This window comes from Streptomyces sp. NPDC060002, from assembly GCF_042737245.1.
Classification (GTDB): domain Bacteria; phylum Actinomycetota; class Actinomycetes; order Streptomycetales; family Streptomycetaceae; genus Streptomyces.
In genome coordinates this window covers 65,466-83,518 of the sequence record NZ_JBHWUW010000038.1, presented here as the reverse complement: position 1 = coordinate 83,518, position 18,053 = coordinate 65,466, and the positions used below count along the sequence as shown (strand labels likewise).

Here is an 18,053-nt window from a genome sequence, read left to right as displayed (position 1 = left end):
TCAACACCCGGCAGCAGCGGCGCTATCCGTTCCCACGCCACATCCGTCAGCTCACCACGACCCACCACAAGATCAATTATCAGACAGAACCTAGGAGTTCTGGGCGAGCAGGTCGTCGATGCGCGCGGTGTCGCCGGGTCCGACGAGCGTGATGGGCACCTGGACGCTGGGGTCCGCCTTCCCCGCGGCGACCGCGAGGGGCACGTCGACGACGGCGTTCGCGATGTCCCGCGGCGCGAGGGCGGCCGACGCCCGGTAGAAGGTGCCCTGCTTGATCGCCAGGAGGGAGGGGGCCGCGCCGTCCTGGCCGCCGACGAATGTCCTGGCGTCGGTGGTCTTGCGGCCCGTCTGCTGGAGCGCCTTGAAACCGCCGTACGCGGCGGCGTCCGTGACCCCGAGGATGATGTTGAGGTCGGGGTGCTTCGCCAGCAGCGCCCGGGACTTGGACAGCCCGGTGTCGGGGTCGATGGCCTGCTCCTGGGCGACCACGTCGACGCCGGGCGCGGCCTTGGTGAAGGCGTCGATCATGCCCTTGGTGCGCTCGCGGCCCAGTTGGATCGTGTTGTCCGTGAGGAACGCGATCTTGCCCTTGCCGCCGAGCCGCTCGTCGGCCCACCTGGCCGCCGCCTCCCCGAGGAGGGTGCCGCCTTCGAGGAAGCTGAACTGGATGTCCGCGCTCTGGTGTTCCAGCGATCCGCCGTACGTCACCCAGATCAGCCCCGCGTCCATGGCGGCCTCGGCGATCGACTCGGCGGCCTCGAAGACCATCGGGAACGACACGATGGCCGGGACCTTCTGGGCGACCCAGGTGTTCAGGTTGGTGGCCTGGGTGTCGGCACTGCTCGCGTCACTCGTGGTCAGCAGGGAGACGTCGTGTTTCCTGGCGGCGGCGGAGGACAGGTTGACCAGCGTCGAGTAGAGCGGGAGCTGGGTGAAGGGGTAGTCCAGGCCGATCCTGGTGAGGGTCCGCGCTCCCGTCGCCGAGGCGCCCGCGGCCTGCGCGGAGCTCGCGCCGTCGTCCGGTGCCGCACAGCCGGCGGCGCCCAGCAGGGTGGCGGCGAGGGTTCCCCCGGACAGGGCGAGGAACTGCCGGCGTGAGGCCTGGGAAGGAGACGGGAATCTGTTCATGCGGCGCTCTCCGAGGAATGTGGCCCGGTCCTGCTGACATCGGGCGTCCGGCTGTGCCGAACAGGAAAGACCCGGGCGCCCCGGCCCGCCATCCGTACAAATACCGACCGTTCGACGGGCCGCGTGGTGGCAGCCGACAGCCGGTCACGAAATCGGTGGACGTCTTGTCCGGCCGCCGGAAGACCCATATCGTTAGGGACCAAACGACATTCCCGGTCGTGGGTTCCCGGAGGCCCCGCATGATCAGCCACCAGCAGCTCGCGGCGGCCACCCGCATCGGCATGCTCACCCGCGAACGCGACACCGCCTCGGCCTGCACCCAGGCCCTGCACGAACTCGGCCACGCCCTCCCGCTGGACGCGGCGACCCTGCTGGCCATCGACCCGATCACCGGCGCCCATGTGCAGATCGCGGGCATCGGCTACCCGGCCGGGACGTCCGAGTCGCTGGCCGCCGAGTTCGCCTCGACCCCCTGGTACGCCAACGTGGTCCGGCAGACCCTGCCCCAGTCCATCACCGAGGACGTCGAGGACATGTCGTCCGGCGGGCAGCGCTTCCGCAACGGCTGGTTCTACGCCGAGCGGGTCCGCCCCGCCGGCTTCCGGGACGCGCTGACCGGCGCCCTGCGCCACCAGGGGCGCCTGGTCGGTCTGGTCAACCTGTCCGCCGAGGGGCCGGGCACCTACGACACGGAGGCGCGCCGGCTGCTGGCCTCTATCCTGCCCGCCCTCGGCGCCCTCGCCGACCCGACGTCGCACAGCGGTGACGTCCACGACCTGCCGGCCGGAGCGGGCGCGAACCTGGTCACGGCCGACGGCGTCATCGACCTCCCGGGCCGCGAGGCCGCCCGGGTGCTGGCGGACCCCGCGTTCCGCCGCCTGGTCGGGGAGTTCACCGCTTCGGGAGGTCTGCGGCTGCGGGCGCTGTGGCCGGTGGGGCGCGACTGGCACCGCGTCGTGCTGCGCCGGTGCACGACGGGGTCGCCGATCGCCCGGCAGTCGGTTCTGGTGACCGGTACGCCCACCGAGCTGCCGTACGGTCTGAGTCCGCGCGAACTGGAGGTGCTCACCCGCGCCGCCCGCGGCCAGACCAACCAGGCCATCACACAGGCCCTGTTCCTGTCCCCGCGGACCGTGCACAGCCATGTCGAGCACCTGCTCCGCAAGACCGGCAGCGCCTCCCGCGCCGAGGCCACGGCGCTCGCCCTGCGGGACGGCCTGCTGAGGCCCACGACCGAGGACCTGGAGCACTTCGTCGAGCGGCTCCCGGCCGCCTGAGGGCCGGTCTTTCGCACACAGCGGGTGCGCGACACACCCGTACTGTCGACAGAAATGCCTTTTGTGCGCCCCCAACCCCTTGACCAGGTCCTAGTGTCGACACTAGGAAGGAGGGGTGCGCCGCGTCGCGGTCGCGTACGACTGCCGAGCCCGCCTCGCGAAAGGGGTCCATGTGACCGCCAGACTCTCCGGGAAAGTCGCCCTCGTCACCGGCGCGGGCGCCGGGATCGGCCAGGGCTGCGCACTGCTCTTCGCCGAACAGGGCGCGACCGTCGTCGGCTGCGACATCGACCCGGCCGCGGCCGAACGGACCCGCGAGGCGGCCGCCGACCGGGGGCTGGCCTTCGAGGTCCTCGCCCCGCTCGACATGACCGTTCCCGCCGACGCCCGTCGCTTCGCCGACGAGGCGGGCGAGCGCCACGGCCGGATCGACGTCCTGGTGACGGCGGGGGCCATCGCCCCGCACATGGCCACGGCCGCCGAGATGGACTTCGCCGCACAGTGGTCGCCGACCCTGCGCGGCGAGGTGGACGTGGTCTTCCTGCCCGTACAGGCCGTGTGGCCGCACATGGTGGCCGCGGGGGGCGGCTCGATCGTCAACTTCGCCTCGGTGAACGCCTTCCGGGGCAGCGGGACCTTCGGGATGGTCGCGCACTGCGCGGGCAAGTCGGCCGTGCTCGGCCTGACCCGTCAACTCGCCGTCGAGGGCGGCCCCTCGGGCATCCGCGCCAACACCATCTCGCCCGGCATGGTACGGACGCCCGCGACCGAGTCCGCCGGGGCCCACGACGGCGCGGCCCGGGAGGCGCTGCTGGCCCGGATCCCGCTGGGCCGGGTCGGAACGCCCGAGGACATCGCCTGGTGCGCGGTGTACCTCGCGTCGGCGGAGTCGGCCTGGGTGACCGGCGGCGACTTCCCCGTCGACGGCGGAGTACTGGCCAAGTGAACCGTTCCCGGCGGGTGTTGCAGCAGGCGTTGCAGCGGGCGTTACGAGGCGGCGCGGCGACCGCGTGCGGGCTTGCGTCCGCGTGTCGCGTCGTCCTGCTCCAACTGCTCCTCCACGGCCCGCTGCGCGCGTACGGTCGCCCCCGCGATCAGGGCGGAGGCCAGCTCGCCGTCCCGCTCCTCGCAGGCCTGGAGCAGCCGCTCCTGGTCGTCGACGCTGTGCGCGAGCCGGCCGGCCCGGGTCAGGCTCAGGTGCCGCAGCATCAGCGTGCGCAGGGCCAGCGAGTCCAGGATCTGCTTCAGCGTGGGGTTGCCGACTATCTCGGTCATCCGCTCCTGGAGCAGCACGTGGTTCCAGAAGTACCCGTCCACGTCACCGTCGTCGGCCAGCTTCCGCATCCGCTCGACCCGGGTGCGCAGCTCGGCCAGTTCCTCGTCGTCGGCCCGCGCCACCAGCAGGCCCGCGAGCATCGACAGGAGGTTCTTGCGCACCTGGTAGATGTCCCGGATGTCCTGCGAGGACGGCGCGGCCACCCTGGGACGGCGGCGCGCCTTCATCTCGACCAGGCCCTCCTGTTCGAGGAGCATCAGCGCCTCGCGGACCGGCGTACGGCTGGTCTCGAACCGGCGTGACAGATCGACGCTGTTGAGGTCCTGACCCGGCTCCAGCCGGCCTTCGATGATGCCCGCGCCGACCCATTCGGCGATCTGCGCGACCAGCGGTTCACGCCGGTCCCGCAGACGCAGGAGGCGCTCCAGCACGAGGTGCGTGTCCTGATCGGTCATGCGGCACTTCTCCCTGCCTGTCCGGGCTCACAGCCGACGCAACGGTGTCGACACTATCTCACCCCAGGAGGGTCTAAGCCGGAGATCCCCCGCTTGCTGTCGACAGACAGGGTCAATACCGCGGTTCGACCCAGAAGTGAACAGAAACGTCGGCAAAAAAGCCGCCAGGAAAGACACCAGAAAAGTTGACGAAATAGTCGGCGGAAAGTCGGCGCCGACCCGACTCACCGGAGAAACGAGGAGACATGAAGCGAGTCCGCACGAGTCCACCGGCCCTGACCAGACGTTCCGTGGTGGGCGGCGCGCTGGCGGCCGTCACGGCCACGGGCGTCACCCAGGGTACGGCCGAGGCCGGCGCCGCCTGGGCCGGGGAGCCGTGGGAGCCGGTGCCGGTTCCCGGCCACGTGCCGGTGACCGAGTACCAGGTGCCGGTGTCCGGGGGCGGCAGCCTGTGGTGCTGGGACACCGGGGGCGACGGGGAACCCGTGGTGCTGCTGCACCCCGGCTCGGGCAGCGGCGAGAGCTGGCCGTACCAGCAGCCGGCGCTGACCGCGGCGGGTTTCCGCGTCGTCGGGTACTCACGGCGGGGCGCGTACGGGTCGGTGGCCGGCGCCAAGGCCGACGCAGACACCGCCTCCGGCGATCTGGACACGCTCGCCGATCTGTTGGGTCTGGGCCGCTTCCATCTCTCCGGTTCGGCGGCCGGCGGCCCCGTGGCGATCGACTACGCCCTGTCGTACGGGGACCGGCTGCGCAGCCTCACCGTCTCCGGGAGCGTCATGGGCGTCCAGGACGCGGAGTACGCGGCGCTTACCGCCGCGCTCCAGCCCGACCCGTTCGGCGACATGCCCGTCGACTTCAAGGAGCTCGGCCCCTCGTACCGGGGCGGCGACCGGGACGGCGTCGCGGCCTGGCTGGAGATCCACGCACGCGCCAGGACCTCCGACGCCTTCGCGCAGTCCCTCACCCACACGATCACCTGGTCGGCGCTGGAGACCCTCACCCTGCCCGTGCAACTCGTCACCGGGGACGCGGACCTGTACAGCCCGCCGTCCCTCATGCGCCTCAACGCCGGTCATCTGCGGGACGTCGAGACGCATGTCGTCCGCGAGGCGGGCCACAACCCGCACTGGGAGCAGCCGGCCGCGTGGAACCGGCTACTGGTCGACTTCCTCCGACGGCACCGCGGTCGCCGCTAGGGGCCGCTCCTGGACGTCGAGCGCGACCAGGAAGCGGGACACCATGTTGTACGCGGCCACGGTCGCCGTCAGTTCGACCAGTTCGGCGTCGGTGAAGTGGTCGCGGAGGGCGTCGAACGACTCGGCGGGAACCTGGACGTCGCGGGTCATCGCATCGGTGTAAGCGATGACCCGCCGTCGGCGCTCGTCGAAGTCCGGTCTCTCGCGGCGCAGTTCGGCCAGGTCGGCGTCGCTCAGCCCGGCCCTGCGCGCCTCCGGCTCGTGTGCCGTCCACTCGTACCCGGCGCGGTTGAGCACGGCGATCCGCAGAATCACCAACTCCCGTATGTCGCACGGGAGTCGCAGACGTCCCCGGATCGCGCCGAGCAGGGTGTTCCAGCCGTCGGCGAGCTGCGGGCTGTGCAACAGCATCCGGTCGAGGGGACGCAGCGCGCCACCCCTTCGGGCGCGGACGCGATGGGCGATCTCACCGGTGCCGTCGGTGTCGGGCAGCCTGGCCACGCGGGGTCCTTTCGAGAGGGTGCGAGGGCTACAGAGGCCGAGGGCAGCGGGCCAACAGCCGCATGGCGTCCAGCCGTTCGACGGCGCCCGCCCGCACGGAGTCCCCGAAGACCATCGCCTCGGCGCCGGTGAAGACCGGCCACTCGGGCAGCGCTCCCCCGTTCGGGTCGCCCGTCACGACGAAGCGGGCCCAGGCGTCCGCCATGGTGTGCGCCAGCTCGCGGTCGGTCCGGGTCCACGGCCAGGCCCTGCAGTCCAAGGTGTCGAGGACGTAGGGGAGTTCGGCGGTGTGATGGACGCCGTACGCCGGCAGTCCGTCCCGCGGTGGCGCCAGGTCCAGGCCGTCCGGCAGCGGAGGCGTCCGGGTGAAGCGGTACATCCAGGTCGGCGCCGTCCTCCGGTGTGCCACGGCCCACCGCCACACCGGGTAGGTGAAGCGGCTCTCGCCGGTGAACAGCCGTGCGGTGCCCCGGGCTTCCGTCATGTCCCGTACGGGATACAGCTCGTCCGTGCCGGGCTCCACCGGGAGCCTGCGCAGGATGTCGGGGGTGGCGTACACCGAGCCCTCGTCGGCGTTGCTGCCGACCAGCAGCGGCACTCGGTGCTGCCGGCCGGCGTCGAAGACCTCGTCGCTCGGCCGGGTCAGGATCCGTCCGTCGACGACGGGGCCGAAGTGGCCCCGGAGCACGAGTTCCGCTCCGTCGAGCCGCCGCAGTCCTTCGATGTTCCGGTCGCCGAACGCCGCCGCCCAGCGCAGCCCCTGCTTCTGGGCGGCGGCCTGGTCCGCGAGCGGCCCCTCGGCGCGTCCGACACCGGAGGCGCTCTGCCCCACGGCCGCGTGGAACAGGGGCCGGGCTGGTTGCGAGGCCATGAGATGGCAGAGGTGGGCTGCTCCGGCCGAGTTCCCCGTGAGGGTCACCCGGTCAGGGTCGCCGCCGAAGCCCGCGATGTTCTCCCTGACCCAGGTCAGGGCGGCGACGATGTCCAGCAGTCCGTAGTTCCCGGACGCGCCCAGGTCGTCCTCGGCGGCCAGTTCGGGGTGGGCGAGGAAGCCGAGCGCGCCGAGCCGGTGGTTCAGGGTCACGACGACGAGACCCCGGCCGGCCATCGCGCGGCCGTCGTGGATCTCCTGGCCGCCGTGGCCGTAGCGGTTGCCGCCGCCGTGGATCCAGACCATGACCGGCAGTCCGGCGGCGCGTGCCGGGTCGGGTGTCCACACGTTGAGGTAGAGGCAGTCCTCGCTCATCACCAGCGCCCGCCGGTCGGCGAAGTTCGTGTGGTACATGATCGAGTCGCGGGGCGGCTGCGGCTGGAGGGGCGCGGGTCCGAAGGTGTAGGCCCGCCGTTCGCCGTCCCAGCGGGCGACGGGCCGGGGCGGCCGCCAGCGCAGACCGCCGACGGGGGGCTCGGCGAACGGGATGCCCCGGAACACCGCCACGCCGCCCTTGTCCCACTCCCCCACGAGCCGCCCGGCGGCCGTACGGGCCCCGATCACGCCGGGGCCTTGTGCAGCTTGCCGTCCTTCATGATCGCCCGTAGCCGGTCGCGGTCCTGGAGGATGCCGATCTCCGCCAGCGGATCACCGTCGACGAGGACGAGGTCGGCGAGGAACCCGGGTCGTATCAGGCCGAGTTCGTTCGCCATCCCCATGATCTGCCCGCCGTACCGGGTCGCCGCGCGCAACGTCTCGGCGGGGGTGAGGCCGAACCAGTCGACGAACAGTTCGAGGTCGCGGAGGTTGCGGCCGACCGGGTTCCACGCGAAGCCGTAGTCGCCGCCGGGGACGACGCGGATGCCGCGCCGGACCAGTTCCGGCACGACCTCGCGGACGGCCTCGGCGGTGGCCTCGACCTCCATGCCCGGCTCGGGTTCGCGGCCGGCCTCGTGCAGATTGGCGTGGATGATGCCCGGGGTCGGGGCGACGAAGACCCGGTCGCGGGCCGCTTCGAGGAGGTCGAGGGCCTCCTCGTCGGCGAAGGTGCAGTGGTAGACGGCGCGGATGCCGTGCCGTACGGCCATCTTGACCGACTCGGCGGCGTGCGCGTGCGCGGTGAGCCACACGCCGTGCTTCTCCGCGGCCCGCGCGGCGGCGGCGACCTCCTCCCCGGTGAACTGCACGATCCGGGACGTTCCCTGAACGACGGCGCTCTCCCCGGAGAGCGACAACTTCACGATGTCGAGGCCTAGTTCGGCCATGTCGGTGACGAACCGGGCCACCGAGTCCGGGTCGGAGGCCCGTCCCTCCACTCCCGGGAAGTCGTAGACGCCGGGTTCGACCATGCCCGCGCTGCCCTCCCAGGACGCGGCCTTCAGTCGCGGTCCGGGCATCCAGCCCTCGGCGAAGGCCTTGCGGGCGGCGATCTCCGTAGCCGGGAGCCGGTTGCCGCCGGAGTAGGCGCTGGTGATGCCGTGGTCGAGCAGCACCCGTCCGGCGTGCGCCACGAGCAGCGCCTTCTCCTCGGCGGGCTCGTCCCGGCGCGGGGAACGGTGCTCGACGGTGGAGCCGAAGCCCAGGTGGGCGTGGGCGTCGACCAGCCCGGGGAGCAGGGTGCCGCCCCCTCCGTCGATCACGCGGGCTGCCGCCCGCCGGTCGCGTGGGAGCCGGTCGGCGACCGCCGTGATGCGGTTGCCCTCGACGAGGACCTCGGCCGGGAACGGGTCCCGTCCGGTGCCGTCGAAGACCTGGACGTCGGTGAAGAGCGTGGGGTTCATGGCGTGGCCCTCCGGAAGCGGTGCCGCATCTCGCCGACTCCCGCGATACGGCTGACGAGTTCGTCGTCGGGTGTCAGGAAGCGCTGCGGTACGCGGCGGTTGCCGACGCCCGCCGGGGTGCCGGTGAAGATGAGGTCACCGGGCAGCAGGGTGCAGAACTCGCTCAGGTGCGCCACCAGTTGCGGGACCGGGAAGATCATGTTTGCCGTGCGGTCGTGCTGGACGGTCTCCCCGTTGAGTTCGCAGGTCAGTTCCAGGTCGTCGCGGTCGCCGATCGCGTCGAGGCTCACCAGCGCGGGGCCCACCGGCCCGAACCCCCGGTGCGACTTGGCGAGCGAGAACTGTGCTGGGCGGCCCGCGAGTTGGGCGATCCGCTCCGACAGGTCCTGGCCGACGGTGAGCGCCACGACCGGCTCCCAGCCCTTCTCGACCGGAACCCGGCGGGCCTCGCGGCCGATGACGGCGACCAGTTCCAGTTCCCAGTCGACATGGCCGGCCGGCAGGTCCACGGTCGTGCGCGGGCCGGTGAGGCAGGACGGGAACTTGGTGAAGACCAGCGGCGCCTCGGGCTCCTCGTATCCCGCCTCCGCGGTGTGCGGGCGGTAGTTGAGGGCGACGGCGAAGATCTGGCGGGGAGCGGGGACGGCGGCTTCCAGTTCGGCCGCTTCGTAGGGGCGCCCCCCTGTGGCGTCCCGGGACCAGTCGAGCAGGTCGTCCCAGCGCGCGAAGAGGTCATGGGCGTACTCGGCGGGGACGTCGACGGCTCCGCTGTCGGTCAACAGCACGGGCTGTCCGGCGAGTTGTGCGATTCTCATCGGTTCACACCCAGTGTTCGGCCGGCGGTTCCTCGGCGCCGTACGCGTCGGACCAGGTCACGACCCGGTTGCGCAGGACGCCCAGGCCCTCGATCTCCGCCTCGACGACGTCGCCGGGCCTGAGGTAGTTCGCGAAGGGGTCCTCGGTGCTCGCGGCGACACCCGCGACGGTGCCCGTGGTGAGGAGATCTCCCGCGCTGTAGACCTGCGGGGAGTGGTAGGCGACCAGTTGCGGGATGGACACCGACATCCGGGCGGTGCTGGACTTCTGGCGGACGTCTCCGTTGACCCGCAGTTCCATGTCGAGGTCGTGCGGGTCGTCGATCTCGTCCGCGGTCACGATGTACGGGCCGATCGGGCAGAAGGTCTCGATGGCCTTGGAGAAGGAGAAGACCCCCGACTCCATCTCCCTGCGCTGGATGTCACGGGCGGTGATGTCGTTGAAGACCAGATAGCCGGCGATGTGCTCGGCGGCCTGCTCGGCGGAGAAGAAGCGGCCCGGCTTCCCTATGACGACGGCGAGTTCGAGCTCGTAGTCGAGCTCCCGGGTGAGGTTCGCCGGGTACACGATCGGCTCTTCGGGTCCGATGATCGCGTCGACGTTCTGGAAGAACACGATGCCCTTGTTCACGGGGTGCGACCAGTCCACCCGGACCAGGTCCTCGTGGTGTTCGCGGAAGTTGCCGGCCGTGTGGAAGAACTTCCTGGGCTCGATCGGCGCCCGCAGCCGGACGTCGGCCAGGGCGAACGTCCGCCCCGTCTCGCCCACTTGACCCTCGCGCTCGAAGAACACCCGGGTGGAGGGCACGTCAAGGCCTACGACGGTATCGCCGTCGAGCCGCCCCACCAGAGCCTCCTGCGGCCCCGCGTCGAACGTCACCAGTTTCATCAGACCTCCCTAACTGTCGACACTCACCCTGCCCAGCGGGGCAATATCCGTCAAGAGTCGTGCGAAGTGTGGACACAAATCGTGGGCGTGGCTTACCGTCCGGGCATGCGGACAACGTGGGACTTCGCGGGTACCCGCGCCCTGGTCGCCGGTGGCGGCGGCATCGGCGCGGCGGTGGCCCGGGCGCTTGCCGAGGCGTACGCGGACGTGGTCGTGCTCGACGTGGACAAGGACCGGCTCGACGACACCGTCCGGGAGGGAGTGACCGGCGTCGTCGCCGACCTCGCCTCTCCCGCCGCCTGCCGTACGGCCGTCACGGAGGCGGTCCGGCTCCTGGGCGGACTCGACGTGTTCGTGCACGCCGTCGGCGTCAACGACCGCAGACCCGTGCTGGAGACCCCCGACGAGGTGTGGGAGCGGCTGCTCGCCGTCAACCTCTCCAGCGCGTTCTGGCTGGGCCGGGCCGCGGGGGCCGTGATGGTGCCGAAGGGCTACGGGCGCGTCGTGTACCTGTCCTCCGTCTCCGGGCTGCTCGCCCACCGGGACCACGCGCCGTACGCGGCGACCAAGGGCGGGGTGAACCAGCTGATGCGGGTGATGGCGCGCGAGTGGGCGGCCGACGGGGTCACCGTCAACGCGGTCGCACCCGGCTACACCGAGACCGACCTGACGCGCGGCTACCTGGCGAAGCCGGGCATGCGCGCGTCGATGGAGTCGCTGGTGCCCGCCGGACGCCTCGGCCGGCCCGAGGACCTGACCGGGCCCGTCCTCTTCCTCGCGTCCGCCGAATCCGCGTTCGTCACCGGGCAGGTGCTGTACGCGGACGGCGGCCGGACCCTCGTATGACCCCCGGCCCGAGCCACGACCCCAGCCCCGCCTCCAGCCCCGCACCGATCCCGATCCCGATCCCGATCCCGATCCCGATCCCGATCCCGATCCCGATCCCGATCCCGATCGCAGCGAACGGGCCTTCACGAACGGAGACCGTATGACTCTGACACCCGTCCTCGGGCGTTTCACCGGCAAGACCGTCCTCGTCACCGGCGCGGGCACCGGGTTCGGCGCCGAGATCGCCGTACGGGCCGCGCGCGAGGGTGCCGACGTCGCCGTGCACTACCGAAGCTCGCGGGCCGGCGCGGAGGCGACGGCCGAGCGGATCACGGCACTCGGCCGCAAGGCCCTCCTCGTCCAGGCGGACATCGCCGGACACGACCGGATCGAGCGCCTCGCCGACGAGGTGTGGGCGCACTTCGGCCGGCTCGACGTGGCGGTCAACAACGTGGGGGACGTGGCGCGCGAGCAGATGTCGTGGCGGGACCTCACCGAGGAGTCCGTCGACCACGTCCTCGCCGTGGACGTCAAGGGCACCCTGTTGTGCACGCACGAGTTCGGGGCGCGGATGCTGGAACAGGACGGCGGGGGCGCCATCGTCAACATCGGTTCGACGGTGGTGGTCCGGGGCAGCGCGCGGGCGCCGCAGTACGCGGCGGCCAAGTACGGCATCATCGGGCTGACCAAGTCCTATGCGCACGCCTTCGCGCCGAAGGTGCGGGTGAACGTGTTCGCGCCCGGGTTCATCGAGACGACTGCCACGCTGGGGCGGCAGGACTGGCGGAGCGGACGTGGGGACGCGCTGCGCGCGGCCACTCCGATGGGACGGATCCCGGGGCCGGAGGAGCTGGCGGGGGCGGCCCTCTTCCTCGCGACCGAGGACGCGCAGCACATCACGGGCGGCTTCCTGGTCGCGGACGGCGGCTTCAACATGATCGGCGCGTGACGCCCGGCACCCGCACCCGCCCCACCGCCGCCGCCGCACACACTCCGGCCCCCGGGAACCGGTTCGCATCCACCCGGGGGCCGGTTCATGCGCCGGTCACGCCACCGTCAGCGTCAGTGCTCCCGTGTACGAGCCGCCCGCCCTGAGCTCGGTGGCCGTGCCGTCGACCGTCAGGGTCACCGTCCTGCCGGACGGCGCCGTGACGGCGGCGTCGGACGCGAGGGTCAGGGCGCTCAGGTACGAGGTCCCGGTGACCGTCCACGTGGAGCCGCTGCCCAGCGTCACGAGGACGCCGTTGTTGACGACCGCGCTCGGGGTGTTGGTGACCTCGCTGATCTCCCGGTACTCGGCCGCGGTGATGGTGGAGACGGCGTGCTCGGCCGTGCTCGCGGACAGGGTGCCCTCCACCGCGGACCGGGTGAACGTGAGGTTCAGGTTCTGGCCCTGGAGGCTCCCGGTGCCGCCGCCCCGCACCGAGTTGTAGAAGTCTCCCGTCAGCTCGATGTCGGTGAAGGACGCCTTGGCGTCGGTGGACCGGGCGCTGGTGGTCACCCAGCTCGACGACCTGGCCGGCGACCCGGTGGGCTCGGTGTAGGTGCCGGTCGTCTCGGTCTTCCACGGTTTGCCCGACACCGACACGCTGCTCGGCCGGTCGGTGTCCATCAGCTGGAAGATCACGCCGTTGCCCGCGTGGATCCCGGCGCCCTCGGAGCCGTCCACGGTGACGCTGCCCGCGACGGCCTTGCACATGAACGCGGTCTCGCCGGTGTTCACCTGGGTGCCGCCGTCGATCGTGACGGACCCGGCCGCGTACCAGAGCACCATGAAGCGGCCCGCGCCGACGACGCTCGACCTCACCGGAAGCCTGTTCAGCTCGGTTGCCGTGAGGCCCAGTTCCAGTGACTCGTTGAGGGCGGCGACCGCCTCCTTGGTGCTGTCGCCGTAGTGGGCCGTGGCGCCCCAGTGGATGAGGGCGTAGTCGCCCACGTCGAAGGTGCAGCCGAGGAAGTGCTCGGTGACGTTGCCGATGGCGTACGAGCCGTAGCCCTGGCCCCCGGTGTTGGCGATCGTGCTGTTGATGGCGGTGAGGGTGCAGTAGCTGCCGCCGTCGACGGACAGGGCACCCCATTTCTCCGAGGAGATCGTGGAGTTGATGTACGAGGCCCGCGTGCCGGCGCCGAGCAGGTTGGTGGTGCGTACGTTGCCGGACAGGCCGAGCATCCACGGCACGGTGATCATGTAGCGGGTGTCGCCGGTTCCCGCCGTGGGGTACTCGTCGGGGACGGTGCCGTCGTCGCAGTGCAGGGTGGAGTTCTTGACGACGACGTTGGCGGTGGCGTCGGCGATGACCGCGGTGCGGACCACGCCCTCGTTCTTGATGGTGGCTCCGTCCAGCACCAGGGTGGTGCCGGCGCCGGTGCCGACGACGGAGGCTCCGTAGCCGATGAAGTCGCAGCGGCCGTTCCCGGAGAAGGCGATCCGGGGCCGGGTGAGGGTGTAGGCACCGCCGCCGGTGACGTACACGCCGTTGTAGGCCTCGCCGTCGGACAGCAGCCGGATGCCGCTCGCCGAGGTGTCGGTGACGGTGCCGCCCAGGACACCCGAGGGCACGGACCTGGCCTCGTCGACACCGTCGGCGTCCACGTACAGGGCGTGCCGGAAGGGGAAGGTGAGGTCGCTGTAGGCGATTTCGTCCGCCGCGGCGACGGCCAGGACGACCGTGCCGCGGTAGGTGCCCGCGGCGATCGCGACAGCCACGCCGCCGTAGCCGTCGGTGAGTTCGCCGAGGGCGCTGCCCGTCTCGACTCCGTTGACCGTCAGCGTGAGGCTGTAGCCGCCGGGGACGGCGATGACGCCGCCCTCGGCGATGGTGAGGACGTTGGCGGTGGTGGTCGCCGTCAGTTCCAGGGTCTCGCCGGCGGCCACCGTGATGCGCTTGCCCGCCTTGGCCGTCGCCGCGTGGGCGGCGGCCGGGGCGGTCAGGGTGGGGGCCATGGCGGCGGCCACGGCCACGAGGAGTGCGCGGGGGCGGGCCCGGTAGGTGATCTCGGGGCCTGTCGTGCTGGTCCGTGTCACAGTGGACTCCCTTGTTCTCAGTGGGTTTTGGGCAGGCCCGGCCGGCGGGGGGCGTCAGCCGGGTGCTGGGGTGAGGGTGTGGAGCGGCCGGCCACGGCCGGCGTCAGGCCATGCGGTCGATCAGCTCGATGAGATTCCCGTACGGGTCGGCCACGAACGCCATCCGGGCGCCGGGCCGCGGCGCGGGGCGCGGGCTCATCCGGATGCCCGCGCCCGCGGCGACGAGTCGCGCGAACTCCGCGTCGACCTCGTCGGGGGTGTCCACGGCGAGGCAGAGGTGGCCGTAGCCGAGCCGGCCCGCCGCCTGGATCGGACCGTCCGCCATCAGTCCGGGTTCGGCGCCGGAGCGGTGCAGCAACTCGATCCGGTAGTTGTTGGCATGACGGAGCATCACGCCCCGCAGTCCGGTGCCGGGCACGGAGAACGTGCGCTCCACGGTCAGACGCAGCGCAGCGCCGTACCAGGCGACACCGGCCTCCAGATCGGGGACGGAGATGCCGAGGTGGTCGAAGCGCGCGGTCACTGGCGGGCCGCCTGTGGGCCGATCGGGACCTTCTCACCCCGGATCAGCGCCAGCACCCGGGTGCGCAGCTCGGCGAACCGGGGATCTGCGCGGGTCGTCAGCTGGTCGCGGTCGGCGCCGAGCGGAACGGCGAGGGTGTCCAGGACGGCCGTCGGCCTTCCGCCGAGCACGATGACACGGTCACCGAGGTAGACGGCCTCGTCGATGTCGTGGGTGACCACGACCACGGTGATGCCCAGTTGCCTGCGAAGTCGCAGCGTCAGGTCCTCCAGGTCGAAGCGGGACTGCGCGTCGACCGATCCGAACGGCTCGTCCATGAGCAGCACCGGAGCGTCGTACGCCAGTCCCCTCGCGATGGCGACCCGCTGCTGCATCCCACCGGAGAGCTGCCAGGGGTACTTGTCGCCGACGTCGGGGAGGCCCACGGCGTCCAGGCACTCGAGGGCGCGCCGTCTGCGCACGGCCTTCTTCACGCCCCGCCCCTGGAGCGGGAAGGCGACGTTGTCCCATACGCGCAGCCACGGCAGCAGCGAACCCCGGTAGTCCTGGGAGACCACCGCGATGTCGGCGTGCGGCTCGGTCAACCGCTGCTGTCCGTACCGCACTTCACCGGAGGTGGGGCGGGCCAGCCCGGCCAGGCAGCGAAGGAGCGTGGTCTTGCCGGCGCCGGACGGGCCGACCACGCACACCGCCTCCTCCGGGTCCACCCGCAGGGACAGGCCTTCGAGGACCCGGTGCGACTGCGGCCCCGTACCGAAGCTCAGGCAGAGGTCCTCGACGTGCAGGCTCGATCCGCGTGTCATACGACGACTCCGTTGCTCTTGACGCTCTCGTTGGGGATCGGCCGCGGGGCACGGACCCGGGGCGCGCGCTCGTGGTACCAGCCCAGGAGGCGGTGCTCGACGAGCAGGAGCAGCACGCTCAGGACGTAGCCGAGGATCCCGATCAGAATGGTTCCGGCCCAGGTCTCGGCGACATGGAAGCTGGATCCGCTCTGCAGGATGAAGTTGCCCAGTCCGACGGGCGATCCGTAGATCTCGCTGACCACCATGAGGACGACGGCGACGGAGAGGGCGACCCGGATGCCCGCGAGGATCTGCGGCAGCGCCCCCGGCAGGACGACCCGGCGCAGTCTCAGCGTCCAGGGGATGCGGTAGCCGCGGGCGGTCTCGCGCACGGCCGGGCTGATGTCCCGTACCCCGCTGACCGTGTTGAGGAGGATCGGCCACACCGATCCCAGGAAGATGAGGAAGATCTTCGGTCCGGAGCCGATGCCCAGGGTGAGGATGATGACGGGCACGAAGCCCACGGTGGGGGTGGCGCGGGCGAAGTCGAGCAGCGGCCCGGTCGCGAGCCTCAGGACGCGAATCTCTCCGATGACGAGCCCGGCGCCCACCCCCGCCACGGTGGCGAGGGCCAGCCCGGCCATGATGTTGCGCAGACTGAACAGCAGGTCCTCGACGAGGGAGCCGTGCAGCAGCTCGCGCCACAGTGCGCCGAGGACCTCGGTCAGCGGGGGGAAGTAGAAGCTGGCGCTGTCCTCGGTCGACACCAGCAGGATCAGGAACACCAGGGCGGGCAGCCACAGTTGGCGCAGGATCGGTTTCCAGGGCACGCGGCTACTCCTCTCCCGCCCGGGCCGGCGGGCGCCAGCGCAACAGGCGGTGCTCGGCGAACTGCGCGAGCAGCGTGATCGTGTACCCGATGGCTCCGGCGGTGAGGATGTACGCGTAGGCCCGCGCGGACGCGCCCGCCTGCTGCGACTCCATGATCATGTGGCCGATGCCGGGGAGCGTGGTGAGCACCTCGACACCGATGGACACCAGGACCGAGGTCGTCGCCGCCAGTCGCAGACCCGTCATGATCGAGGGCGCCGCGGCCGGCAGGACGACCCGGCGCATGCGCAGCAGCCGCGGGATGCGGTAGCCGTGTGCCATCTCCCGTACGGCCTGGGACACGCCGCGCGCTCCGTACTGTGCCTGGAGCAGCACCGGGAAGACACAGGCGATGAAGACGACCGTCGCCTTCATGCCGGGGGTGGAGCCGAGGACCAGCAGGAACACCGGCAGCAGGGCGATCACCGGGAAGGAGCGCAGGACCTCCACGAGCAGTCGGGAGGACTCCTCGGCCGCCTCGTACACCCCGGTCACCAGGCCGACCGGGATGCCCACGGCGACCGCCGCGACGAGGCCCACGACCGCGCCGCGCAGGGTCTGGGCCACGGCCTGCCAGAAGGCGCCGTCGGCGAGGAGGTCCGCGAGCGCGACGGTCACGGCGCGCGGCCCCGGGAGCGCGGTCGCACTCACCACCCCGGTGGCGGCGATGAGCGCCCACAGCACCGACACGGCCGCGAAGGCGCCGAGTTGCAGCAGTCGGACCTTGACCATCGCCGCCTACTCCCCGGCCGTGGTCGGCGCCTGGTCCCAGTAGAGCGCCTCGTCCTTCGGCTCGTTGTCGAGCAGGTCGAACTCGTGCATCTTCGCGATGACCGTGCGCATGACCGTGCTGTCGAGGGCCTTGTCGTAGTGGTTGATGTCGTGCGCGTCGATGAAGGCGGCGGGCACCTGGGTGTACTTCTTGTCGATCGCCTTGACCGCCGCGGGGTGTGCGTTGGCGTAGGTGATGGCCTTGGCGACCGCGTCGATGAACTTCTTCGCCGTCTCGCCGTTGGACGACAGGTACTTCTGGCTGGAGAACAGCAGGCCCTGGACCATGCCCGGCACGTCGTTCATGCCGTTGCCTATGGAGCGCAGTCCGCTGTCGAGTCCGGCGAAGTAGAAGGGACCGAAGGAGAAGACGGCGTCGGTCTTGCCGGAGGTGGCGGCGTCGGTGAGCGAGGTGGTGGGCAGCGCGACGAACTTGACCTTCCCGGGGTCGCCGCCGGCCTTCTGCACCAGGTACTCGCAGATGAACTGGATGGTGCCGCCGAGGGCGGAGATGCCGACGGTCTTCCCCTCCAGGTCGGCGAAGGACCCGATCGGGCTGTCCTTCTTCACCAGCAGACCGTCGGTGGGGTCGGTCTGCGTCGTCGCCGACTGGAGTCCGGTCACGATCCTGATGGGCATGTCCTGGGCGGCGCCCTTGAGGAAGCCGGAGCTGTCCGTCATCGCGAACTGCGCCTCGCCGTTGAGGACGGACGGCGCGTTCTGCGAGGTGTCCTGGGCGCCGGCCTTGATGGTGACATCGAGTCCCGCGTCCTTGAAGTAGCCCTGCTGCTCGGCGATGTAGAGGGGTTCGAAGATCGCGCCGTTGGAGCGCAGGACGGTGATCTCCACCTTGCCGTCGGAGGTGGTGGCGGTGGCGGACTCGCCGCCGCAGCCGGTGGCGGTGAGGGATCCGGTGACGGCGAGGGCGGTCAGGACGATGAGGGTACGGCGCCGCGGATTTCTCGAAGTCTCCATGAAACGGCTCTCCTTGAGCTTCCT

18 protein-coding genes are annotated in these 18,053 nt (G+C 71.3%); 5 read left to right on the top strand and 13 right to left on the bottom strand.

Translation table 11 applies throughout. The annotated features are described in order from the left end of the window. Nucleotides 1-90: 90 nt before the first annotated feature. Entirely contained in the window at nt 91-1,128 is a 1,038-nt protein-coding gene (locus tag ACFWBD_RS28435; RefSeq protein ID WP_385672596.1) for a sugar ABC transporter substrate-binding protein, read from the bottom strand. 239 nt (nt 1,129-1,367) lie between these two features. Here ACFWBD_RS28435 and ACFWBD_RS28430 point away from each other — a divergent pair, with 239 nt between their 5' ends. Next, complete coding sequence (locus ACFWBD_RS28430) at nt 1,368-2,405, top strand: response regulator transcription factor (protein WP_385672593.1); 1,038 nt, start codon at nt 1,368-1,370, stop codon at nt 2,403-2,405. 172 nt (nt 2,406-2,577) lie between these two features. Further along, a complete protein-coding gene (locus ACFWBD_RS28425) occupies nt 2,578-3,351 on the top strand; it encodes an SDR family NAD(P)-dependent oxidoreductase (RefSeq protein ID WP_385672591.1) in 774 nt (257 codons plus the stop codon). A 41-nt stretch (nt 3,352-3,392) separates the two neighbouring features. On the opposite strand, the gene ACFWBD_RS28420 is transcribed toward ACFWBD_RS28425, so the two are convergent. Next, complete coding sequence (locus ACFWBD_RS28420; protein ID WP_385672588.1) at nt 3,393-4,136, bottom strand: GntR family transcriptional regulator; 744 nt, start codon at nt 4,134-4,136, stop codon at nt 3,393-3,395. Nucleotides 4,137-4,381: 245 nt separating this feature from the next. Here ACFWBD_RS28420 and ACFWBD_RS28415 point away from each other — a divergent pair, with 245 nt between their 5' ends. After that, nucleotides 4,382-5,335 carry an alpha/beta fold hydrolase gene (locus ACFWBD_RS28415; RefSeq protein WP_385672585.1) on the top strand — a complete coding sequence of 318 codons (954 nt, stop codon included), beginning with the start codon at nt 4,382-4,384 and terminating at the stop codon, nt 5,333-5,335. On the opposite strand, the gene ACFWBD_RS28410 is transcribed toward ACFWBD_RS28415, so the two are convergent. Genes ACFWBD_RS28410 through ACFWBD_RS28390 form a run of 5 tightly spaced genes read right to left on the bottom strand, consistent with a single transcriptional unit; the run spans nt 5,294 to nt 10,252 of the window. Further along, nucleotides 5,294-5,836, bottom strand: a complete 543-nt coding sequence (locus ACFWBD_RS28410) for a carboxymuconolactone decarboxylase family protein (RefSeq protein WP_385672582.1) — start codon at nt 5,834-5,836, stop codon at nt 5,294-5,296. The two genes, ACFWBD_RS28415 and ACFWBD_RS28410, sit on opposite strands and share 42 nt — an antisense overlap. A 28-nt stretch (nt 5,837-5,864) precedes the next feature. After that, nucleotides 5,865-7,331: a carboxylesterase/lipase family protein gene (locus ACFWBD_RS28405; protein WP_385672580.1), complete on the bottom strand. Its 1,467-nt coding sequence runs from the start codon at nt 7,329-7,331 to the stop codon at nt 5,865-5,867. Next, nucleotides 7,328-8,548 (bottom strand): amidohydrolase family protein, encoded by a 1,221-nt coding sequence (locus ACFWBD_RS28400; protein ID WP_385672577.1) that lies wholly within the window; start codon nt 8,546-8,548, stop codon nt 7,328-7,330. The genes ACFWBD_RS28405 and ACFWBD_RS28400 overlap by 4 nt, the downstream gene beginning before the upstream one ends. Then, a complete protein-coding gene (locus ACFWBD_RS28395; RefSeq protein ID WP_385672574.1) occupies nt 8,545-9,363 on the bottom strand; it encodes a fumarylacetoacetate hydrolase family protein in 819 nt (272 codons plus the stop codon). Before ACFWBD_RS28395 ends, ACFWBD_RS28400 begins: the two co-directional genes overlap by 4 nt. A 4-nt stretch (nt 9,364-9,367) precedes the next feature. After that, a complete protein-coding gene (locus ACFWBD_RS28390) occupies nt 9,368-10,252 on the bottom strand; it encodes a fumarylacetoacetate hydrolase family protein (protein ID WP_385672571.1) in 885 nt (294 codons plus the stop codon). A gap of 105 nt (nt 10,253-10,357) precedes the next feature. Here ACFWBD_RS28390 and ACFWBD_RS28385 point away from each other — a divergent pair, with 105 nt between their 5' ends. Together ACFWBD_RS28385 and ACFWBD_RS28380 are read left to right on the top strand one after the other, a co-directional pair. Then, complete coding sequence (locus ACFWBD_RS28385; protein ID WP_385672569.1) at nt 10,358-11,098, top strand: SDR family NAD(P)-dependent oxidoreductase; 741 nt, start codon at nt 10,358-10,360, stop codon at nt 11,096-11,098. A 142-nt stretch (nt 11,099-11,240) separates the two neighbouring features. Continuing rightward, entirely contained in the window at nt 11,241-12,029 is a 789-nt protein-coding gene (locus tag ACFWBD_RS28380; RefSeq protein WP_385672566.1) for an SDR family NAD(P)-dependent oxidoreductase, read from the top strand. 96 nt (nt 12,030-12,125) lie between these two features. Here ACFWBD_RS28380 and ACFWBD_RS28375 read toward each other — a convergent pair whose 3' ends face one another. The 6 genes from ACFWBD_RS28375 to ACFWBD_RS28350 all read right to left on the bottom strand — a co-directional run bounded on the left by ACFWBD_RS28375 (nt 12,126) and on the right by ACFWBD_RS28350 (nt 18,029). Then, nucleotides 12,126-14,105, bottom strand: coding sequence for a hypothetical protein (locus ACFWBD_RS28375; protein ID WP_385672563.1), 1,980 nt, complete (start codon nt 14,103-14,105; stop codon nt 12,126-12,128). A 103-nt stretch (nt 14,106-14,208) separates the two neighbouring features. After that, nucleotides 14,209-14,628, bottom strand: a complete 420-nt coding sequence (locus ACFWBD_RS28370) for a VOC family protein (protein WP_385672559.1) — start codon at nt 14,626-14,628, stop codon at nt 14,209-14,211. After that, on the bottom strand, nt 14,625-15,431 hold the full coding sequence (locus ACFWBD_RS28365; protein WP_385672556.1) for an ABC transporter ATP-binding protein: 807 nt from the start codon (nt 15,429-15,431) through the stop codon (nt 14,625-14,627). The genes ACFWBD_RS28370 and ACFWBD_RS28365 overlap by 4 nt, the downstream gene beginning before the upstream one ends. Next, a complete protein-coding gene (locus ACFWBD_RS28360) occupies nt 15,428-16,243 on the bottom strand; it encodes an ABC transporter permease (protein WP_385672553.1) in 816 nt (271 codons plus the stop codon). Before ACFWBD_RS28360 ends, ACFWBD_RS28365 begins: the two co-directional genes overlap by 4 nt. 4 nt (nt 16,244-16,247) lie before the next feature. Next, nucleotides 16,248-17,015 carry an ABC transporter permease gene (locus ACFWBD_RS28355; RefSeq protein ID WP_385672550.1) on the bottom strand — a complete coding sequence of 256 codons (768 nt, stop codon included), beginning with the start codon at nt 17,013-17,015 and terminating at the stop codon, nt 16,248-16,250. Nucleotides 17,016-17,021: 6 nt separating this feature from the next. Further along, nucleotides 17,022-18,029 (bottom strand): ABC transporter substrate-binding protein, encoded by a 1,008-nt coding sequence (locus tag ACFWBD_RS28350; RefSeq protein ID WP_385672547.1) that lies wholly within the window; start codon nt 18,027-18,029, stop codon nt 17,022-17,024. Nucleotides 18,030-18,053 lie beyond the last annotated feature (24 nt).

Bases quoted from the DNA above. Each gene is read 5' to 3' on its own strand.
- ACFWBD_RS28435 (WP_385672596.1), bottom strand. From the start codon at position 1,128: ATGAACAGATTCCCGTCTCCTTCCCAGGCCTCACGCCGGCAGTTCCTC.
- ACFWBD_RS28430 (WP_385672593.1), top strand. From the start codon at position 1,368: ATGATCAGCCACCAGCAGCTCGCGGCGGCCACCCGCATCGGCATGCTC.
- ACFWBD_RS28420 (WP_385672588.1), bottom strand. From the start codon at position 4,136: ATGACCGATCAGGACACGCACCTCGTGCTGGAGCGCCTCCTGCGTCTG.
- ACFWBD_RS28415 (WP_385672585.1), top strand. From the start codon at position 4,382: ATGAAGCGAGTCCGCACGAGTCCACCGGCCCTGACCAGACGTTCCGTG.
- ACFWBD_RS28400 (WP_385672577.1), bottom strand. From the start codon at position 8,548: ATGAACCCCACGCTCTTCACCGACGTCCAGGTCTTCGACGGCACCGGA.
- ACFWBD_RS28395 (WP_385672574.1), bottom strand. From the start codon at position 9,363: ATGAGAATCGCACAACTCGCCGGACAGCCCGTGCTGTTGACCGACAGC.
- ACFWBD_RS28390 (WP_385672571.1), bottom strand. From the start codon at position 10,252: ATGAAACTGGTGACGTTCGACGCGGGGCCGCAGGAGGCTCTGGTGGGG.
- ACFWBD_RS28385 (WP_385672569.1), top strand. From the start codon at position 10,358: ATGCGGACAACGTGGGACTTCGCGGGTACCCGCGCCCTGGTCGCCGGT.
- ACFWBD_RS28380 (WP_385672566.1), top strand. From the start codon at position 11,241: ATGACTCTGACACCCGTCCTCGGGCGTTTCACCGGCAAGACCGTCCTC.
- ACFWBD_RS28365 (WP_385672556.1), bottom strand. From the start codon at position 15,431: ATGACACGCGGATCGAGCCTGCACGTCGAGGACCTCTGCCTGAGCTTC.
- ACFWBD_RS28355 (WP_385672550.1), bottom strand. From the start codon at position 17,015: ATGGTCAAGGTCCGACTGCTGCAACTCGGCGCCTTCGCGGCCGTGTCG.
- ACFWBD_RS28350 (WP_385672547.1), bottom strand. From the start codon at position 18,029: ATGGAGACTTCGAGAAATCCGCGGCGCCGTACCCTCATCGTCCTGACC.